19 protein-coding genes and 1 tRNA gene are annotated in these 18,651 nt (G+C 71.5%); 7 read left to right on the forward strand and 13 right to left on the reverse strand.

Annotation, left to right across the window (positions count from 1 at the left end):
- Positions 1–4: 4 nt before the first annotated feature.
- From IQ279_RS03495 to IQ279_RS03505, 3 genes are all read right to left on the reverse strand, one after another.
- A complete protein-coding gene (locus IQ279_RS03495; RefSeq protein WP_206346801.1) occupies positions 5–751 on the reverse strand; it encodes a nucleotidyltransferase family protein in 747 nt (248 codons plus the stop codon).
- A 145-nt stretch (positions 752–896) separates the two neighbouring features.
- The gene (locus tag IQ279_RS03500) at positions 897–1,310 is read right to left on the reverse strand and encodes a hypothetical protein (RefSeq protein WP_206346802.1); all 414 of its coding nucleotides are present in this window, start codon (positions 1,308–1,310) and stop codon (positions 897–899) included.
- A gap of 291 nt (positions 1,311–1,601) precedes the next feature.
- Complete coding sequence (locus tag IQ279_RS03505) at positions 1,602–2,699, reverse strand: ABC transporter ATP-binding protein (protein WP_206346803.1); 1,098 nt, start codon at positions 2,697–2,699, stop codon at positions 1,602–1,604.
- Positions 2,700–2,926: 227 nt separating this feature from the next.
- Here IQ279_RS03505 and IQ279_RS03510 point away from each other — a divergent pair.
- A tRNA-Thr gene (locus tag IQ279_RS03510) sits at positions 2,927–2,999 on the forward strand.
- 50 nt (positions 3,000–3,049) lie between these two features.
- On the opposite strand, the gene IQ279_RS03515 is transcribed toward IQ279_RS03510, so the two are convergent.
- Together IQ279_RS03515 and IQ279_RS03520 are read right to left on the reverse strand one after the other, a co-directional pair.
- The gene (locus tag IQ279_RS03515; protein WP_206346804.1) at positions 3,050–4,747 is read right to left on the reverse strand and encodes a site-specific integrase; all 1,698 of its coding nucleotides are present in this window, start codon (positions 4,745–4,747) and stop codon (positions 3,050–3,052) included.
- Positions 4,744–5,424 (reverse strand): helix-turn-helix domain-containing protein, encoded by a 681-nt coding sequence (locus IQ279_RS03520; protein ID WP_206346805.1) that lies wholly within the window; start codon positions 5,422–5,424, stop codon positions 4,744–4,746. The genes IQ279_RS03515 and IQ279_RS03520 overlap by 4 nt, the downstream gene beginning before the upstream one ends.
- Before the next feature lie 95 nt (positions 5,425–5,519).
- On the opposite strand from IQ279_RS03520, the gene IQ279_RS03525 reads away from it, so the two are divergent.
- From IQ279_RS03525 to IQ279_RS03550, 6 genes are all read left to right on the forward strand, one after another.
- Positions 5,520–5,750: a hypothetical protein gene (locus tag IQ279_RS03525; RefSeq protein ID WP_206346806.1), complete on the forward strand. Its 231-nt coding sequence runs from the start codon at positions 5,520–5,522 to the stop codon at positions 5,748–5,750.
- A gap of 236 nt (positions 5,751–5,986) precedes the next feature.
- Complete coding sequence (locus tag IQ279_RS03530; protein WP_206346807.1) at positions 5,987–7,300, forward strand: DUF3631 domain-containing protein; 1,314 nt, start codon at positions 5,987–5,989, stop codon at positions 7,298–7,300.
- A gap of 548 nt (positions 7,301–7,848) precedes the next feature.
- On the forward strand, positions 7,849–8,733 hold the full coding sequence (locus IQ279_RS03535; protein ID WP_206346808.1) for a DUF2637 domain-containing protein: 885 nt from the start codon (positions 7,849–7,851) through the stop codon (positions 8,731–8,733).
- A gap of 578 nt (positions 8,734–9,311) precedes the next feature.
- Positions 9,312–9,653: a plasmid mobilization protein gene (locus tag IQ279_RS03540; protein ID WP_307792132.1), complete on the forward strand. Its 342-nt coding sequence runs from the start codon at positions 9,312–9,314 to the stop codon at positions 9,651–9,653.
- A 4-nt stretch (positions 9,654–9,657) separates the two neighbouring features.
- Positions 9,658–11,325 carry a relaxase/mobilization nuclease domain-containing protein gene (locus tag IQ279_RS03545; protein WP_206346810.1) on the forward strand — a complete coding sequence of 556 codons (1,668 nt, stop codon included), beginning with the start codon at positions 9,658–9,660 and terminating at the stop codon, positions 11,323–11,325.
- Positions 11,326–11,418: 93 nt separating this feature from the next.
- On the forward strand, positions 11,419–12,276 hold the full coding sequence (locus IQ279_RS03550) for a hypothetical protein (protein WP_206346811.1): 858 nt from the start codon (positions 11,419–11,421) through the stop codon (positions 12,274–12,276).
- Here the strand turns inward: IQ279_RS03550 and IQ279_RS03555 are convergent.
- From IQ279_RS03555 to IQ279_RS03590, 8 genes are all read right to left on the reverse strand, one after another.
- A complete protein-coding gene (locus tag IQ279_RS03555; protein WP_206346812.1) occupies positions 12,264–13,124 on the reverse strand; it encodes an aldo/keto reductase in 861 nt (286 codons plus the stop codon). The genes IQ279_RS03550 and IQ279_RS03555 overlap by 13 nt on opposite strands.
- Positions 13,064–14,269 (reverse strand): JmjC domain-containing protein, encoded by a 1,206-nt coding sequence (locus IQ279_RS03560; RefSeq protein WP_206346813.1) that lies wholly within the window; start codon positions 14,267–14,269, stop codon positions 13,064–13,066. Before IQ279_RS03560 ends, IQ279_RS03555 begins: the two co-directional genes overlap by 61 nt.
- 82 nt (positions 14,270–14,351) lie before the next feature.
- Positions 14,352–14,513, reverse strand: a complete 162-nt coding sequence (locus IQ279_RS03565; protein WP_155071312.1) for a hypothetical protein — start codon at positions 14,511–14,513, stop codon at positions 14,352–14,354.
- A 539-nt stretch (positions 14,514–15,052) separates the two neighbouring features.
- Positions 15,053–15,640, reverse strand: a complete 588-nt coding sequence (locus IQ279_RS03570; protein WP_206346814.1) for a class IV adenylate cyclase — start codon at positions 15,638–15,640, stop codon at positions 15,053–15,055.
- Entirely contained in the window at positions 15,637–16,314 is a 678-nt protein-coding gene (locus tag IQ279_RS03575) for a class I SAM-dependent methyltransferase (protein ID WP_206346815.1), read from the reverse strand. Before IQ279_RS03575 ends, IQ279_RS03570 begins: the two co-directional genes overlap by 4 nt.
- Positions 16,232–16,873, reverse strand: coding sequence for a P-loop nucleotide/nucleoside kinase family protein (locus IQ279_RS03580; RefSeq protein WP_307792134.1), 642 nt, complete (start codon positions 16,871–16,873; stop codon positions 16,232–16,234). Before IQ279_RS03580 ends, IQ279_RS03575 begins: the two co-directional genes overlap by 83 nt.
- Positions 16,866–17,768, reverse strand: a complete 903-nt coding sequence (locus IQ279_RS03585) for a radical SAM protein (RefSeq protein ID WP_206346816.1) — start codon at positions 17,766–17,768, stop codon at positions 16,866–16,868. Before IQ279_RS03585 ends, IQ279_RS03580 begins: the two co-directional genes overlap by 8 nt.
- A gap of 107 nt (positions 17,769–17,875) precedes the next feature.
- Positions 17,876–18,568: an HAD family hydrolase gene (locus IQ279_RS03590; RefSeq protein WP_206346817.1), complete on the reverse strand. Its 693-nt coding sequence runs from the start codon at positions 18,566–18,568 to the stop codon at positions 17,876–17,878.
- Between the last annotated feature and the right edge of the window lie 83 nt (positions 18,569–18,651).

Here is an 18,651-nt window from a genome sequence, read left to right on the forward strand (position 1 = left end):
CGGACTACCGGTGGGAACGGCGGTGGCCCGCGAGCTCCCTGGCGGCCTCGCTGAGGTCCTTGGCGGTGTCGATGGCCCGCCAGTACGCGCCCTGCGGGATCTGGAAGCCCGCCAGGGCGCGTTCGCGCGCCAGCCGGGGGAAGGTGGTCCGCTCGTGGTCACCGCGGTCGGGCAGCATCGCCGTGAAGGGCGCGGAGAAGACGTAGACGCCGGCGTTGATCAGATACGGCGAGGGCGGGGCCTCGATGAAGTCCAGGACGTGGCCGAACTCGTCGGTCTCCACGGCGCCCCAGGGGATGCGGGGGCGGGCCAGCGCGAGAGTCGCGGTCGCATCGCGCTCGGCGTGGAACTCCGCCATCTCCCGCAGCGGGAAACGCGTCCAGATGTCCCCGTTGGTGGCGTACCACGGCTCGCCGGGGCGGGGGAGGGAGGCGGCCGCGTACTTCAGGCCGCCGCCGCGGCCGAGGGGCTCGGTCTCGATGACCGTCGTCACCCGCAGCGGCAGGTCGGCGCCGTCCAGCCACTCCTGGAGCACCTCGGCGAGATGGCCGCAGGAGACCACGGCGTCGGTGACGCCCTCGGCGGCCAGCCAGGCGAGCTGGTGGCCGATGATGGGGGTGCCCGTGCCGGGGATCTCGACCATCGGCTTGGGGCGGTCGTCCGTATACGGACGCAGCCGCGATCCCTGGCCGCCGGCCAGGACCACGGCCTGGGTCGGATACGTGTGCGCTAGCTGGTCGTCGAGTGTCATGCGGTGACGATATGCGCACCCTTCCCGCGCCCTTCCGGCACCCGTCGTCCCGTGCGGTCACGCGCGGAAGCCGGGGACTGCGAGGAACACCGCGGACGCGGGGTGTACGGCGGAACGGCCCCCGTACGCCCGGGGGCCGAGCCGGTCAGCGGGCGTCGGCGACGCCCGCTGCGAAGGAGGTGTCGCACACCGGCCGGGAGTAGGCGTGGGCGCGCGCGGGGCCGTACTTCTCGACCGCGGCCCGGCCCAGCGCGCGGGCGATGGAGACGCAGTGCCGCGCCAGCGACGGCCGGCGGGCGATCTCCTTCTGCAGGCCCGTCAGGGCGACGCCCGGATTCTCCCGCTGGAGCTCGGCGACGAGCCGGTCGCGCACCACCTCGTGCGGGGTGCGGGGCCTGTCGCCGGGGGCCGCCGCCTGCTCGGCGGAGGCGGTCAGCATCTGCGTCCCCGACCGCGGCACCCAGGGAACGGCGGTGACGGCGAGGGTCCCGGACAGGACCAGGACGACCGGGAGGACGAGGGCGAGAGATCGGCCGATGCGGCGCGCTGCCTGATTCACTGTGGAGTCTTCCTCGCGAAGGACGGTATCGGGGCCCGTTCCGGGGCGTCTGCGATGGTAGCGAGGAGTGGTGATTTGGCGACATTCGGTCACTCTCGCGGGTGACGGAGAAGCCCGTAGTCCCAGGTGCGGAGATGTCCCCGTGTTGACGCGGACCTCGGGCGGGAGGCCCCGTGATTCCGCCGGGAACGGCCGAGGGGCCCGTACGGTCCGCTGCGCGCGGACGTACGGGCCCCGTGTCGGCCGTGTGGAGGACGCGGTCGGCCGATGGCCGACCGGTCGCTCGGCCGGTCAGTCGGTCAGCCGCTCACCGGTGGAGGTGGCGAACACGTGGGCCTCGCCGGCGCGCGGCACCACGTGGATCGTCGCGCCCTTCTCCGGCACCTCACGGCCGCCGACGCGGACCACCAGGTCCTTCGCCTCGCCGCCGACCTGGGCGGTGCCGTAGACGTAGCCGTCGGCGCCCAGCTCCTCGACGACGTTGACGGTGACGGCCAGACCGGCGTCGCTGCCCTCGCCCGCGATGTCCAGGTGCTCGGGGCGGATGCCGACCGTGACGGTCCTGTCGCCCTTGTTGGCGGCCTCGGTGACGGCCTCGCGCTCGACCGGCACGATGGTGTTGCCGAACTTCACGCCGCCGTCGGCGATCGGCACCTCGACCAGGTTCATCGCCGGGGAGCCGATGAAGCCCGCGACGAAGAGGTTGGCCGGCTTGTCGTACATGTGGCGCGGCGAGTCGATCTGCTGCAGCAGACCGTCCTTGAGCACCGCGACCCGGTCGCCCATGGTCATGGCCTCGGTCTGGTCGTGGGTGACGTAGACCGTGGTGATGCCCAGCCGGCGCTGGAGGCCGGCGATCTGGGTGCGGGTCTGGACGCGGAGCTTGGCGTCGAGGTTCGACAGCGGCTCGTCCATGAGGAACACCTGCGGCTCGCGGACGATCGCGCGGCCCATCGCCACACGCTGCCGCTGGCCGCCGGAGAGCGCCTTGGGCTTGCGGTCCAGGTAGGGCTCCAGGTCCAGGATCTTCGCGGCGTCCTCGACCTTGGCGCGGATCTGGTCCTTCGGCACGCCCGCGATCTTCAGCGCGAAGCCCATGTTCTGGGCGACGGTCATGTGCGGGTAGAGCGCGTAGTTCTGGAACACCATGGCGATGTCCCGGTCCTTCGGCGGAAGGTGGGTGACATCGCGGTCACCGATGCGGATGGCGCCGCCGTTGACGTCCTCCAGGCCCGCGAGCATGCGCAGGGAGGTGGACTTGCCGCAGCCGGAGGGGCCGACGAGAACGAGGAACTCGCCGTCCTCGATCTCGATGTTCAGCTTGTCGACGGCGGGCTTGTCGCCGCCCGGGTAGATCCGGGTGGCGTTGTCGTACGTGACCGAGGCCATGGTCGCTTGTCTCCTTCACCGGCAGGAACGTGCCGGACGATCCGAGTAAAGGTCGCGTTCCGCTTGTGTGAACCTGTGTGAACGTGGGCCGACGGTAACCCGCCGGGGGTTGTCTTGTCAGTACTTCCGCGGTCACGAAAGGGCACAGGCCCGGCGCCGGGAAGTGGGTACACTGCACACTGCGTACGTGCCGAGGCCCCCGCCGGGACCGCGGCGCCACCGCACACGCCGCCTTAGCTCAGCTGGTAGAGCGCCGCTCTTGTAAAGCGAAGGTCGTCGGTTCGAACCCGACAGGCGGCTCTGGGAACAAACCGCAGGATCATTCGGTGAAGGCCGGGTGACCTGCGGTTTTACTGTGCCGGGGGTTCCTCGGCGGAGTCGGGCTCCGCCTTCGGCTCCTCTTCCGGCTCGGCCTGCGTGAGCGCTGCGTGAGCGGACGGGAGACCACCGGCCGTTCCGCCGCCGGACGGGGCGGCACCGTCCGGACCGGTGACGGCTGCCTCACCGCCGCCCGGCTCGTCGTTCTCCTCGGCCCGGCCGGTGCTCTCCGGCGTGCGGGCGCGCGGCACGAGGCGGGCCGCCGCTTCGGCGATGGCCTTGTCCGTCTCCGGCAGGAGGCTGGTGTAGGTGTCGGCCGTGATCGTGATCGAGGAGTGGCCGAGCATCTCCTGGATGTCCTTCAGGTCCGCTCCGGCGGCGTGGGCCAGCGTCGCGGCACCGTGGCGCAGGTCGTGCAGGCGGACGGGCGGGAGGCCGATCTCCTCGTACAGCTCGATGAACCGGCGGGTGACGTTGGAGGGGTGGAGCCACTCGCCGTTCTCGCGGGTGAAGACCCGGCCGGTCTCCACCCAGGCGTCGCCCCACTCCCCGCGCTCCTTCGCCTGGCGCGCACGGTGGAGCTCCAGGGCACGGACGGTCGCGGAGTCCAGCGCGATGGTGCGTGCGCCGGCGTCGGTCTTGGGGTCGTCCTCGTAGACCTTCCAGCCGTCGACCACGAGCTGTTTGGCCACGGTGATGAGCCCGGTCTCCAGGTAGGTGTCGGCCCACAGCTGACCGCACGCCTCGCCCCGCCGCAGACCGCGGAACGCGACGAGGTGGAACAGCGCGTAGAGCCGGTCCTTCTCGGCGTGGTCGAGGAAGGCGCCGGTCTGCTCCGGTGTCCAGACCATGACGGGGGAGGGCCTCTCACCGGTGCGCTTCCAGTGCTCGATGCGCTCCTCGGTCCACACCAGGGCCTTGGGCCGCCTGCCCGCCTCCAGCCGTACGTGGGAGGCGGGGTTGAAGGTGATCAACTGCTGTGAGATCGCCGTGTTCAGGGCGGCCCGAAGCGTGGAGCGGATGCGCTGCAGCGTGGAGGGGCTGACGACCCGGCGGAAGGGCGGCATCTCGGCGATGGCCGCCTTCAACGCCTTCCGCCGCGCCCGGTTCTCCCGTCCCTTCCAGGGGATCTCGGCGAGATCGCTGATCGCCTTGCGGCGCGCGGCGTTCGCCTCGACGATCTCCACGTTGGTCTCGGCGATGGCCTCGAACATCTCCGACAGGTGGCTGACCCGCAGCCGGTCCAGCCGCAGATGACCGATCCGGGGCTTGAGGTGGACCCGGATGTTGCCCTCGTCGCGGTTGATCGCACTGCGGCGGCCCTTCTTGCCCGCCAGCCAGGTGTCGAGCCATTCGCCGACGGTGAGCCGACTGGTCAGGTCCAGGCCGTGGTTGAGCTTCCGGCGGATCTCCTCGACGTCCGGCAGGGGCGCCTTGTCGTCGGCGACCTGCTCCAGCAGCTCAGCGATCCGCTCGACGTCTTCGGGGTCGTCGGCATCGGGCAGGGCGAGGAGGGCGCGGACGTGGTCGAGGTCGGTCTGGGCGGCCTTGAGAGTGTCGTAGCCGGCGCGGCTGAAGGAGCGGCGGGCGCCGTCCTCGCGGGGTGGGAGTTCCTGGCGTATGGAGTAGGTGCCGTGCTTGCGGCCGGCGAGCTTGGGGCACTTCTTGCCGAGCGGTCTGCCGGTGTGGGGATCGCGGCAGTAGCAGCGGCGGTGGGTGGAGCCCTTCAAGCGGTGTTCCCTTTGGTGGTGTCGGCCTCGGGCGGGTCGACGTCGGAGAGTTCGGGGGGTAGGTCGGGTGGGGTGCCGCCGCCGTCGCGGATGAAGGCGCGGGCCACGCGCAGCCGGTACTTGGCCTGTACGGCGCGTTCGGCGTAGTCGGCCCGCGCCTCCAGGGCTTCCTCCCGCCGCGCGGGACTGGGGGCGGTCTCCGCCTCCCACCGCTCGCGCTTCTCGCCGTCCAGGGCGGCCAGGGCGGCGCGTTGGTGGTCTGCGTGGGCGCGGAAGGTGCGGAGCATGGCGTCCTCGACGCCGAAGTCCTCGGACTGGCCGGTGAACCAGCGCATCGCGTCCCAGGTGGGGACGGCGTCCCGGTAGGGGAGTTGCTGGACCCGTGGAACGTAGCCGACCGGGTAGAGCAGGCAGACCGGGTAGGTGTTGAGGGCTTTGGCCAGGACCATGACCTCGACCAGGGGCAGGGTGCGGCGGCGGCCGGACTCCATGTTGGCGATCACATTGCGGGGAATGGGGTAGCCGACCTGCTCGCACCGGTCGGCCAGGTCCTGCGCGCTCCATCCCAGCTCCTTCCTCCGTCGGCGGACTTCGCCAGCCACGGTGGCCGTGACCTGGTCCGCCCACTCCGGGACGTCGTCCTCGTCATCCCCAGGATCGAAACCGTGCTGTGTCATGGAGACACATTAACTTGATGACACTGGATGGTGTGGCCTGGAGCCGGACGTGATGAGCGCGTTCGCCGAGGGCTCAGCCGTGAACGGAGCACCACATGCGTGAGACCGCAGCCGCCGAGCAGTCCAAGGGGATGACACGGGAGGAACTGCTGACCCTGCCTGCCGCTGTTGACCTGGACACCGGCAACCGGGCGCTTGGGCTGGGGCGGAGCAAGGGCTACGAGCTGGCCAAGCGGGGCCAGTACCCGTGCAAGGTGCTGCGACTAGGCAGGACGTACCGGGTGGTGACCGCGGACCTGCTCAGCCTGCTGGGCCTGGCGGCGTGACCGCCCGTCCTCGTAGCAGACGATTCTGCGTTGAGCTGACACAGAAGCGGTGGACTGTGGCGAGGGCTGGACGTAGTGTCCGTGTCCCCTCGCCGCGGCCGAGTGCCCGCGAGGAACAGGTGAGCCTCCGGCGGCGCAACGCCGGAGGCTCCGGCAACACCCCTGTACGGCCTGAAGCGATCGAACCCGGCGGCCAGGGCGCGCAAGCCCGCCACCGCCAGACGAGGAGCTGCCCTGTGCAACCTACGCCACCCGGCCCCGCTGCCGCACCCGGCAAGGCCGCCTGGCCACCGGTCGCGGTACCTGGCCGACCCGGCGCCCGCCTTCAGGGCGCACCGGCCGAAGACACCGGTTCCTGCGCCGACCAGGACGCCGACCCCTGTGGCCCCGCCCAGGCAGAACAGCTCGATGGACCGGAGGAAGCACCGGAGCTGGAGCCGACGCACGGATCGGAGTTGCTGGGCGAACTACGGGCGCGGATTGCCCAATTCGTGATCCTGCCTTCGCAGGAGGCGCTGGACGCGGTGACGCTGTGGGTGGCGGCCACGCACCTGCAGCCCGCGTGGCAGCACGCCCCGCGCCTGGCGGTGGTGGGACCGGCCAAGCGGTGCGGCAAGTCGCGGCTGCTGGACGTGCTGACCGAGACGGTCCACGAGCCGATGCTCACCATCAACACCACGCTGGCCGCGGTCTTCCGCTCGATCACCGACGAGCCGCCCACCCTGCTGGTGGACGAGGCCGACACCATCTTCGGCACCCCGAAGCAGGCCGAGAAGAACGAGGAGATGCGCGGCCTGCTCAACGCCGGACACCAGCGCAACCGCTACGTCACCCGGGTCGTCGGCAACGACCACACACCCCACAAGTTCGCCACCTTCGCCATGGCGGCCCTCGCGGGGATCGGTGACCTGCCCGACACGATCATGGACCGCTCCGTGGTGGTCCGCATGCGCCGCCGCGCCGAGGGCGAGAGCGTCAAGCCCTTCCGCTCCCGCCGCGACATCCCGGCCCTGCACGACCTGCGTGACCGTATCGCCGCCTGGGCCCGGCCACTGCTGGACGAGGCCGCCGACCTGGAACCGGTGATGCCGGTGGAGGACCGCGCCGCCGACACCTGGGAGCCCCTGGTGATCGTCGCCGACCTCGCCGCCGGACCCTGGCCCCGCCGGGCCCGCACGGCGTGCGCACGGATGGTCGCCACCGAGGTCGAAGCGGAGGAGGACCAGCCGAGCGGAGCCCGCATCCTGGCCGACATCCGCAGGGTGTTCGCCGCCCAGCGCGAACCCGACAGCCTGCCCACGGACGAGCTGCTCCACCAGCTCCGCCAGGACGCCGAGAGTCCCTGGGCGGAGTGGGGACGAGGCGGGCTGACCGCCCGCGACCTGGCAGCCATGCTGCGCGAGTTCGGCATCAAGCCCGGCAACGTCCGCCTCGCCGACGGAACCCAGCGCAAGGGCTACACGCGCAACAAGTTCCTCGACCCATGGCGGCGCTACTGCCCCACCGTCCACTCAGTGGACACCGCACCAACCAGCACCACGATGGCCTGAGCCCCGCGTCCCCCGGTGACCGTCCCTGCCGTCCCTGCCGTGGCATCGCAGGTCAAACGGCATGCGGCCAAGACGGCAGCCGGGGGCAAGACGGCAACGCGATCACCAGACCCGCTGGGACGGCGCCCACATCCGTCTTGTGCCGTCCCCGGCGTCCTTGACGTATCACCGCAGGTCACAGCCTCTGGGCCAGGACGGAAGCCCGCACGCAACGTCCCGACGGGCGAGAGCCACGTCGAGACGGACACAGGCACAGCGGTGCATCCCCGCCCCCGGAGCCAGGATCCGAAGACGCTGGCAGGACCAGCCAGGACGGAAGGCCGACTCGGCTGCCGTACCGACCCTGACCTGCGCTTGCAACGGCCAGGACGGCCAAGACGGATCACGCGATCACGACCCGAGCCACACCGCAGGAGCACCCCAGACCCCATGCCCTCCCTTGCGATACCCACCGCACCAGCCGCCGCCCATAGCGGCAACAACATCAGCATCTCCGGACTCCGAATCATCCCGACGGTGGCGGAGCACACCACGGCGAAGGGCGGTACGTGGTGACCCAGCAGGCCGCCGAGCGGTATGTACTCGTCGCGGCCGGAATCGTCATCGTCGCCCTCACCGCCGGCGGATTCTGGCTCTCCTACGCACACCTGGCCGAGGTCGCCGGGCAGCACGGGCTGGGTGACTCCCCGGCCCGTCGGTGGGCCTGGCCTGCGACCCTGGACGCCTTCATCGTCGCGGGCGAACTGCTCATGCTCCGCGCGGGACTGCGCCGGGCACCGGACTGGTGGGCCATCGCCCTGACCGCCACCGGATCGATCGGCTCCATCGCCCTCAACGTGGCCGGAGTCAGCGGCACGGGCGCCGTCGACACCGTCCCCCTCCTGGACTACGTGGTCGCCGCCGTCCCTCCGACCGCCGCGCTGCTGGCCTTCGGCGTCCTGATGCGGCAGATCCACCAGCTCGTCGCCGAGCCCGCCAGCGCCCCCGCCGCAACCGCTGAGGCTGTCAGGGGCGCCGGGATGGAAGCGGACCCGACCGCCGATCCGGGCATCCCTGATCCGAGCTCCGGCCCGGCACATCAGTCCCTCGGCATGGCCAGGTCCGCCGAGGGACTGGTGGATCAGGACACCCCGACGCCCACGGACGTCGCCACGGAGACCGGCACCCCCGACACGTGGACAGCCGAGACGACCGAGGCAGATTCAAGGGGCGGAGGCAAGAAGACGGGCCGCCCTGCCGGAGCGACCATGGAACAGCTCCTCGCGGTCGCCCGCCCCGCCGTCGCCCAACACCGCGTCTCACGATCTGTGGTCGAGCAGGCGGTCCGCTCAGCAGGGCTCCCCCTGGGCAGTACCCGCTTCACCCAGCTCATGCGCCAACTGCGCGCAGAGGAAGCACGATCCCAGGTACGCAAGCCCCCAGCCGTCGAATGACGCCTGACGCGGTCCGCTGCCCGGTGCCGGATCGGGCAGCAGACCGCGCTCACTTCTGCCGACCCCAACCAGCATCGGCAGAACTCCGCTTCCTTGCAGCGCGGGCCGGTTACCAGCCCACACCCTGTGGACACCGGCCATGCCGCCGCCGCATCCACCGATTCCACCCGCCGCGGCCGTCGGTCACCGTCGCCATCCGCCCAGATCCCTCGCCCCAACCAGCAACCATGGAGACGCTGTTCATGACCACCCACCAAAGCCCCGACGGCACCACGCCCACCACGGACGGCACTGCGGCGAGCAGGAACTCCTGCCTGACCAACGAGCCGCACCACGGACCCGTCCCTATCCAGCAGGAGGCACCCACGGCCGACCTCAGGGCAGCAAGTTGTCGGGTTAGGAGTCCTTACCCGGCCTCCGCCCCGGGGGTGGCGGAGGCATCCGGCGCTGCGGGGGCGCCGGGGTCGCCCGGCCTGGGGGAGCCGACCGTGGGAGGGGCCACCGAGCCGTCGCCGAGCGCGCCGCAGCCGCCTACACCGCGTCGTCGTCTGCGTGAGCACCAGCTACGTGAGCGCCGCGTGCATCCTCGCTACAGCGACGGCGAGTTCGCCGACCTTGCAAAGGCGGCCGGGGCCAGTGGTATGCAGGTGGGCGGCTACGTCGCCGAGGCGTCGCTGGCCGCCGCCCGCGCCGACGACCCCGCGGCGGCGGTCGCCGACTACCGCGCCGCGGTCAGAGTGCTGATGGCCGCCAACGGGCAGCTGGGCAAGGTCGGCAGCAACCTCAACCAGCTCGCCCGGCACCTCAACCAGGATGGCGCCCTGCCCGAGCGGGAGGCGGTCCACCGCCTCCTGAACCGCGTCGAGGCGTCGATCGCCGAGCTGGACACCGCCATCGCCCAGGTGACGGCGGGGCGGTGAGCCGGTGATACCGAAGATCATCCTTGGCAGAGGCAGCACCCGCCGCCTGGTCGCCTACCTGTTCGGCACGGGCCGGGCCAACGAGCACACCGATCCGCATCTGGTGGCTTCCTGGAACGACTTCGCCCCCGACCCCGGCCGCAGCCCGCACCGCGACTTGAAGGCGGTGGAAAGGCAGCTCGCGGCCCAGCTCGACCAGCCGGTGGCCCTGCTGGGCGACCGGGCGCCGAAGAACACCATCTGGCACTGCCCGGTCCGTGCCGCACCGGAGGACCCGGTCCTCACCGACGCCCAGTGGGCGGACATCGCCCGCCGGATGGTGGCCGCCGCCGGTCTCGCCTCCGACGGGGACGGCCAGGCGTGCCGCTGGGTGGCGGTACGGCATGCCGAGGACCACATCCACATCGCCGCCACCCTCGTCCGCCAGGACGGCCGCCGCCCCAACCGGGGCCACGACTACCGCGCCGTCCAGAGGGAGGCACGAAGAATCGAGGCCGACCACGGGCTTCGGCGCTTGAAGCCCGGGGACGGCACCGCGGCCAAGCGCCCCACCAGCAAGGAGCACTTCAAGGCCAAACGGCAGGGCCGGGACGCCACCGCGCGGGAGGTCCTGCGCCTGCGGGTCCGCCGCGCGGTGGCCGCCGCCACCGACGAGGCCGGGTTCTTCGCGTTGCTGGCCGCCTCCGGCGTGGAGGTACGCCCGAAGGCCGGGCCGTCCGGCGACCTGCTGGGCTACAGCGTCGCCCTGCCCGGCGACACCAACGGCCAGGGCGAGCCCGTGTGGTACTCCGGCTCCGCCCTGGCCGGCGACCTCTCCCTGCCCCAGGTCCGCCAACGCATCGGCACCCTCTCCCCCGAGCCGGTACCCGCCCGCCCGGCCGATCCCTGGCACCAGGCCACCGCGGCCACCGAGCGCATCCCCCACCACCTCACCGGCAGCGACGACAGGGTGGCGCAGGGGCAGCTGGTCGCCCTCGGCGGAGCCTTGGACCTCCTGCCGGTTGCCGCACCGGCCGGCCTGCGGAACGAGCTGGAGCAGGCCGCCGTCGCCTTCGAACGCGCCACCCGCTCCCGCATCACCGCGGACCTCGACAGCACCCGCGCCCTGCGCCGCAGCGTTCAGGCGATCGTGCGCGACCCCACCCCGGCGGACGGCGCCGGGCTGGCCATGCTGCTGGACGCCGCGCTCCTCGCCGTGGCCTACGCCGGGCACTGGCACCGCACCCACCGGCACGCCCAGCAGGAAGCAGCCGCCAAGCAGACCCTGCTCCACCTCCAGACCGCCTACACACGAATCGCCGGGCCGGTCCTGGACCACTTCGCCCACCGCACCCCCAGCCTCCAGACCAAGCAACGCCTCGCCCTCCACCTCCAACAGGCGGCCCCCGAGCACGCCGAGCGCATCCTGAACGACCCCGCCTGGTACGCCCTCGCCGCCGTGCTCGCCGACGCCGAGACCACAGGCCACAACGCCGCCACCCTCCTCGACCAGGCCCTGGGCCAGCGCACCCTGAACGACGCCCGCCACCCTGCCCGCACCCTGACCTGGCGCATCCACCGCCTCGGCCAACGCCACGCTCCCAGCCCACAAGCCCAGGCAGCCAGAGCACGCACCACCACACAGCGCCCCGCCGCTCCAGACCCGCAGCCGTCCCGGACGCGGCACCGCTGACCACACCGAGCGGACCGCTGTGCCGCGTCTTCCCTTCCGGAGACATGGGAGGCCGGTTCCTTGCTAGCGTCGGACGGCCGCCAAGGAGGTTCCATGTCATCTTCCGCGCCTGCCGCCGCACAGGCCGACCTGAGAATCGAGCCGGTCGACGCTGTGCTCGACGATGTCGAGCAGTCTCTCCAGACCCGGCTGGACCGGGACACGCTGGTGCGCAAGCGGCGCTCGCTGGGTGCGCGGACGGACCGGGGCACATGGGTGCGCATCGAGCGGCGCCGGATGGAGAAGATCGGAGGCCAGGGCTGGAACGGCACCGAGTGCGCGGCCGTCCTGGAAGGAGTCGCGCAGCCCCGGTGGCACCGGGCGGTGGTGTGGCGCCAGCCGGACGGTGCCGCGATGTGGCGGGCGGACGAGACCGATCTGCTGCCCGGAGCGCCGATCGGCACCAGCGTCCTGGCCACCGATCCCGGACTGCCGGATGCGTGGTGGCAGGCGCTGAACGCCTCACTGGACGTGCTGGCCGCCCACCGCACGAGCCGCGTCGCCACTCCAGACACCGTCACGATCACCCAGGGCGGTGTCACCGAGGCGGTCCGCCGCTTCCTGCCCGATGGCATGGATACGACGGTGAGCCAGTGGCGGCCCGCGCACGCGGACCTGAACTGGGCGAACATGACCGGTCCGGAGATCTGTCTGTTCGACTGGGAGGACTGGGGCATGGCACCCCGAGGGCTGGATGCCGCATCGCTGTGGGGCAACTCCCTGGCCGTCCCGGCCCTGGCCGAACGCGTCCGCCAGGAGCGGCGCCGCGACCTGGAGAGCCGGGACGGCAAGCTGATGACCCTGTTCGTCTGCGCGAAGATCCTGGCCCCGGACGCCCATCCCGAGGACCCCCGCCTGGAGCCGGCACACCGGGCGGCGGCGCGGATCGCGGAGGAACTTCAGACCGGCTGACGGCCCGTCCGCTCGCGGAGAAGCCGCCGGTACGTGCGCAGGCTGCCGACATCCGCCTCGTACCGCAGGGCAGTGACCAGCTCCGCCAGGTGGGACGGGTCGTCCGTGCCGACGGCGACCCTCCCCACCTGCGGCAGCCGGTAGGCGGTGCGGAACGCGGCCTGTACGGCGGAGAGACCGTCGTCAGGGTCTTGGACGAAGACCCGCGGGTCGAAGGTCTTCCACAGCGGGTCTCCGGTCCCGCCTCCGAAAGGGCTCATGCCCCACAGCTGATCGAGGCCGAGGTCCCATCGTGCTGCCAGGGCATCCGATGCGTCCAGGACATCCACCGGAACCAGGAGCCCCGCCCGGATCATGAGCACGTCGGGCCTGGGCATGGTGTCGTCCACGAGACCGGGCAGTGGGCGGGGGTCCCACGAGGAGACGCCCCAGGCCCCGCACAGCCCGTCCGCCGAGGCTTTCTCCAGGGCGGCGCACGCCGTACCCAGCGCTTCCTGACCAGCGGAGGAGCGTTCGGGCAGGGAGCGTTCCGGATTGTGCAGGAACACCAGGTCGGGGACGCGTCCGAGATCACGGTTGGTCTGTTCCACCGCTGCCCGGAGCCTGCCGGGGTCGAGTGAGTGCTCGGCCCCGCCGGCGGCCGGGAAGAACCCGACCTTGGTGGAGACCGTGAAGCGGGGCAGGAGGTCGCCCCCCACCCCCGCCAGGGCGGTGTGGGCCGAGAAGCCGTGGTAGTTGAAGCTGGTGTCGATCGCCTCGACACCGAGTTCCAGCGCGCTGGTGAGGATCAGGCGCTCATGACGAGATCGGTGTAGCCCGAGGACAACTCGGGGGTCAGGCTCGCGCACAGTTCCTCCTCCACCAGGATCTTCGCCAGGGCTCCCACCTCGGCGCCCACGACCTGGGCGGCCTCGTCCAGCTGCACCGGGTGGCCGCTCAGGAGCAGGCGGAGTCCGGGCAGGGCCTTGGAGGCGAAGGTGAGTTTCTTGCCTGCGGCTACCACGGTGACCGTCTCCTGCTCCTCCTGGATCAGCGGCGGGAACTCGCTGATACACACCACGGCCTCAAGCGGCCCGAAGATCTCCAGGAAGGGAACGTGCCGACCGGAGGGAGCCTCGCGCTCGCGGAGCCGGAGGAACTCCACCGGGCCGCGTGCGTCGAGGAGCCGGGAGGCCGCGTCGGTCAGCCGCCGTTCCTGGACCTGCTGCTCCTCCGGGCTGCCCCAGCGGTCGAGGTCGTGGCGGAACACCTCCTCCTGGCGGGACCAGTCGGCGAGCCAGGTCAGCCAGCTCACGGCGGTGCGCTTGGCGAACCCGAAGGTCACGTGGGTGCTGTGGCCGCCGCCCCGGCCCGCCCGGGTGGCGGCGTGCCAGTAGCCGCGGGGGATGTGCATGACGTCGCCGGCCTTCATGGTGCCGGTCCACACGATCTCCTCGCTGGGGGTGTTGTTCCGCTCGGCGTCCCGGAACATGGGCACGGGCCGTGACGTGCCACGCACCTCCCACTGCTTCTCTCCGGCGAGTTGCACGATGAGGACGTCGTGGTCGTCCCAGTGCAGGTCGAAGCCGGAGGCGTCGTTGGTGGTCAGGTACACGTTCGCCTGGACGTGCTCCCGGGACCACCACTGCAGGGCTCGGCACGTTACTTCCATCGTGGGGTCGAAGACGTTCGACTGGTCCAGGACCAGCGTCGCACCCTCGCGCAGCAGGCTGCCCACGCGGCGCATGCCGGCCATCGGTATCGCCTGGCCCCGGGGCGTGACCTGCCGGTCCAGGTACGCGTCGGGGTGCAGCTCCTCGCCGCCCTTGAAGAAGCGGAACTGGGGGTTGGCCAGACTCCGGCGCATGACCATGTCGAGCAGGCGCGCGGGCGTGAGCAGTCGGGTGACGAGCTGGGGATCGCCGATGCTTCCTCGGGCGAAGTCCTTTCCGAGCGGGGCCGGGCCGTCCCACCCCAGTGCCTCTTCGACGGCGCGGACCAGACGGTGCTCCATGGGCTGTTCCCTTCCTTGCGTCAGATGGGAGGTGGAAGGTGGAGGGGCCGCGTGCGCGGCCCCTCCACCGGAGAGCCGGCGGTTACGCCGCGTGGTTCAGGCCGTCGCCACCGGGCCAGGGGCCGTCACCGGAGCTGCCCTGCCCCGGGTCGGAGGCGCTGCTGTCGTGCCGGTCGTGGACGCTCGCGAGGACTTCCACGGCGACCAGAAGACCCTCCTCCACGGAGGGGGTGGTGTCTCCCACTTGGTGCTCCTTCCTCTACCGGTTCTCCCGCCGGGTTCGGCGGGAAGCTGTGGCGTGCGGAGGTGCTGGTGTTGCCGGGGCCGCCCCGTGGCCGTAGGGGAGCCGTCCACGGGGACGGGGTAGGAGGGGGCGGCTCGCCGCCCGGGCGGTGTTCAGCCGCGACGCGGGAAGCCGCCTCGTGCTCGGTGCCTTCCTCCACGCCGCCTGCCGGGCGACTCGGCTCCGGCGGGAGCGCCAGGGTGCGCGGAGCGCGTCGGTGCGTCGTTGAGGAGGACGGCTTGCCAGACCTGCTCCTGCAGCTTCCGAATGCAGGGGCCGCAGGCGTACATCGGTGCCTGGACACCGGCCACGTTCACGGGACCGATCCACAGGACGCGGGTCCACCGCCGGCCGCAGTAGAGCCGGCAGGAGCCGTCGACCCACCGGTTTCCGTCGTCGGTGGCCGCCGGGGCGGGAAGCCCGCCCCGGGCGAAGTCGGGGATGCCCGGTGCCGCCCTGTGTGGCCCGGCCGGTTCCGGAAGCACGGTGCTCCCCCGGGGTCAGGTGCCCTGGGTGGGCACGGGGCGGGACTCGTCCTTCTTGGAGTCGGCGAAGAGGAGGGTGGGCTCGGAGAGGATGTCGCGGCCCGCCTCGCTCTTGTAGATCTCGTCGACGCTGCCGAACCGGGCCTCGGAATAGTCGAGTTCGAGGAGGGCGGCGGCCTGGCGGACCGATGCCTCGTCCGGGCCCTCGATCTCGACGAAGGTGGGGAGATCCGGCCAGGTGTCGAAGTCGAAGACGACCTCGCCCAGGCGCCACTCCTCCCGGTAGTTCTCCTGGTAGCGGACCTCGCGCAGCCCGATACGGCGAAGGATCTCGGCCATCGCGTGCAGGTCGGCCACCTCGGTCTCGACCTCGGTGGTGCCGTCGATGGTGGTGGCGTCGGTGACCTGCTTGAGCGTGAGCGTGGACCGGGTGCCCTCGTTCCGCAGGCGGATCCAGGCGCCGACGTCGAGGGCGTCATTCTCGAAGATCTTGCGGGTGAGGAGGGTGCGCGGGAGCACCTGGACGGCACCGAGCCGGGTCAGCCTGGTCTGCAGGTCGGTGACGTCGACGGCGAGGAACTTCGCTTCGTACTCGTGCTTCATGAGTCCTTCTTCCCGTAACGGTGGGAGGGGCCGGGCGTACGGGCCGCGAGGATCAGACCCATGCGATGGGTGTGGTCCTGGAGCCGGCCGACGTGGGCCCGTTCGGTGAACTCGTTCGTGCGCAGCGTGAGCAGCACGTTCCAGTCGCCGATGAAGTGGCGCCGGAGCCTCTCCGGGGACGTGTAGTGCTCGACCAGATGGTGGCGGTGCTCGACGGGCATCATGAACTCCGCACCGAAGAGGCCGCCCGGACCGACCAGGCGCTGCATGTGGTGGACGAACTCGGCGAGCGGGCGGTGGTGGTTGGCACTGTAATGCCAGGAACAGCTCGTCCAGACCGCGTCGCAGGGCGTGCCCGGCGGTTCGTTCTGGAGGAAGTCGCCCTCGACGACCTGCACGCGGTCGTGGAGCCCTTCAAGTTCGAGCCGGTCGGTCAGGCCCATCGCGTGGGCGTGCTCCTCACCCGGAAGGCGGACCTCGCCGCCGTGCAGGGCCAGCGGGTCGCGTTCGATGGCGATGACGCGGTAACCGGCGGCCGCCAGCGGCAGGACGAACTTGCCGTCGCTCGCGCCGACGACCGCGACGGTGGCGTCAGCGACGGTGTGCTCCTTCAACGCGGCGAGGAACTGGGGGAAGAAGGTGAGGGTGTGCTCCCACAGGCTCTGTGTCCGCACGGTGGTGGGCTCCTTGCGTGTCGATGGTGAGGATCGCCCGGAGGACCTCGTCGGGACCGAGGCCGGTGGTGTCCACGCGGTGCATCGGGAACAGGGCGTAGGCGGCGGTGAGCCGGTCGACGGTGGCCTCGGCGAGAGCGTCCCAGTGGGTCACCGGCTTGTCCCGCCCGGCCAGGCGCCGCCGGCGCTCGTCCTCTCCGCAGACCAGGTGGTAGATGACGGGCTGCGGCAGGTCGGGCGGCAGCGTGATCCCGAGGCGGGCGCCGAAAGCGTGGTGGGTGGCCAGGCAGCGGGCGAAGTAGCTCTCCACGACGACCGGGATGCCGAGGGCGAGATGGCGCCGTATCTCGTCGGCCGCGGTGAACAGCGCGGAGAGGTGGAAGCACATCCGTGCCTCGACGTTCCCCCGCTTGTCCACGTCGCGCCGCAAGCGCTGGTAGGCGGGCGGTACGGTCGGGACCAGCACCGCGCCACGGGCCGCCGCCAGCATCGGCGCGATGGTCGACTTGCCGGTGCCGCGGAGTCCTTCGAGGCTCTCGAACAGCGGGCGGTCAGACACGGCCGTACACCACGTCCGGCACCGCGAGGGCCAGTTCGTCGGTGGCGGTGGGCCGGTGGACGATGCGATTGGCGCGCTTGTCGTACCAGAAGGCGTGCGCGTCCCTGCCGACGGCCTTGCAGGACATGGTGAGCGCACCGCGCGGGTCGGCCTCGATCCGCTCGATCTCGGACGGGCCGCCGACGGGGGCGCAGACCTCCGGGGCGCCGTGCTCGGACAGGTCCTCGTCGACGACCACCTCGATGGCCGGCTGGGCCTCCCGGAGCCGCTCGCGCAGGCGGGCGTACGCGGCGGGGTCGGTGACCAGGAGCTCCGGGTGGGCGGCGGCGTTGCCGACCGGACGCAGACAGTGCAGCTTCAACTGCCGTACCCCGAAGTGTTCCAGGACGCGGGCCAGCGGCAGTACCTCGTCGATATTGCGGGAGGTGACCGTCATGGTCGCGCCCGCGGGGACGCCGAGTTCCCGGGCGAGGTCGAGCGCGTTCAGCGCGCTCTGGTAGCTCCCGGACCTGCGGATGTGGTCGTTGGTCGAGCCGACACCCTCCAACGAGACCCGCAGCAGGTCCAGGTGCGGGGCGATCTCGGCCAGCCGGCGCTCGATCCGGTAGCCGTTGGTGCAGATCTCGACCCGCAGGCCCAGCTCCTGCCGGGCGTGCCGGACCACCTGGGCGAGGTCCTTGTAGACGAACGGCTCGCCGCCGAGGAGGGTGACGGCCTCGGTGCCGTACCGGTTCCGCATGAGCATGAGGAGGTTGGCGGCCTGCTCGGCGGTGAAGGCGTCGGCGTGCTGGAGCCGTGTGCCGTGGAAGCAGTGCAGGCACTCGAAGTTGCAGCGGTACAGCAGCTGCAGGTACAGCATCCGGATCCTGCGGATACCGGTGACTTCCGCGATCACGTGGGCCTCCTCCGGCCAGTCGCCTGGTTGGAGACCCGATGGTGGCGGAGCGTACGGGGACCGCGTCACCGCGTATCCGGACGCTCCGAGGACGTCCCGGGACGTTTTCAGCGCGCCGCGAAGGACTCCAGGATCCTCAGGAGGTCCGCGGTGTCCGACAGGTCGGGCAGTACGGCGGGCGCGCCGGCGGCGGCCAGCTCCTCGGCGCTGTGGATGCCCGAGGCGACCGCGACGATCCCGGAGCCCGTGGTGAGTGCGGACTCCACGTCCCGTGGCGTGTCACCCACCAGCACCACGGGCACGTCGGAACGCACACCGCGAAGAAGGCGGGCGTGCTCCCGGGCGACGGCCACGAGGTCGGGGCGCTGGAGCGCGTCGGCACCGTAGGCTCCGACCGACAGGTCGAGCAGAGGGTCGAGGTCGAAGGCCGACAGCTTCACCCGGGCGTTGGCCGCGATGTTTCCGGTCAGGATCGATGACACCCAACCGTCCTGTACCGAGACGGCCTTGAGCGCGTCCCGTACGCCCGGCAGAGCCGTCCCACGCCTGCGCAGCTCCTCAAGCCGCTCCTGGCCGGCGAGGGCGAGGGCGGCCTCGACGGCGGCCCAGTCCGGCTCGGGCAGACCCTCGCGCAGGAACATCTCCCGCATGATCAGGCGATCCGTGCGGCCCTCGGTCCGTGCCGGTCCGGTCGGCGGACGACCCGCCAGCGCCGAGAACGCGGCCGCGTAGATCTCCTTGCTCACCCCTGCGTTGTCGATGAGCGTGTGGTCGATGTCCCACAGGACGATGAGCTGCATTCCGCCAGGGTAAGCACCCGGGCGCGGCATCTGTCTCACAGGAACGTCCCATAACGTCCTTGCCCGATCGCGCCCGCCTCGGC

The sequence above is a fragment of the Streptomyces verrucosisporus genome (assembly GCF_017114865.1).
GTDB classification, from domain to species: domain Bacteria; phylum Actinomycetota; class Actinomycetes; order Streptomycetales; family Streptomycetaceae; genus Streptomyces; species Streptomyces fenghuangensis.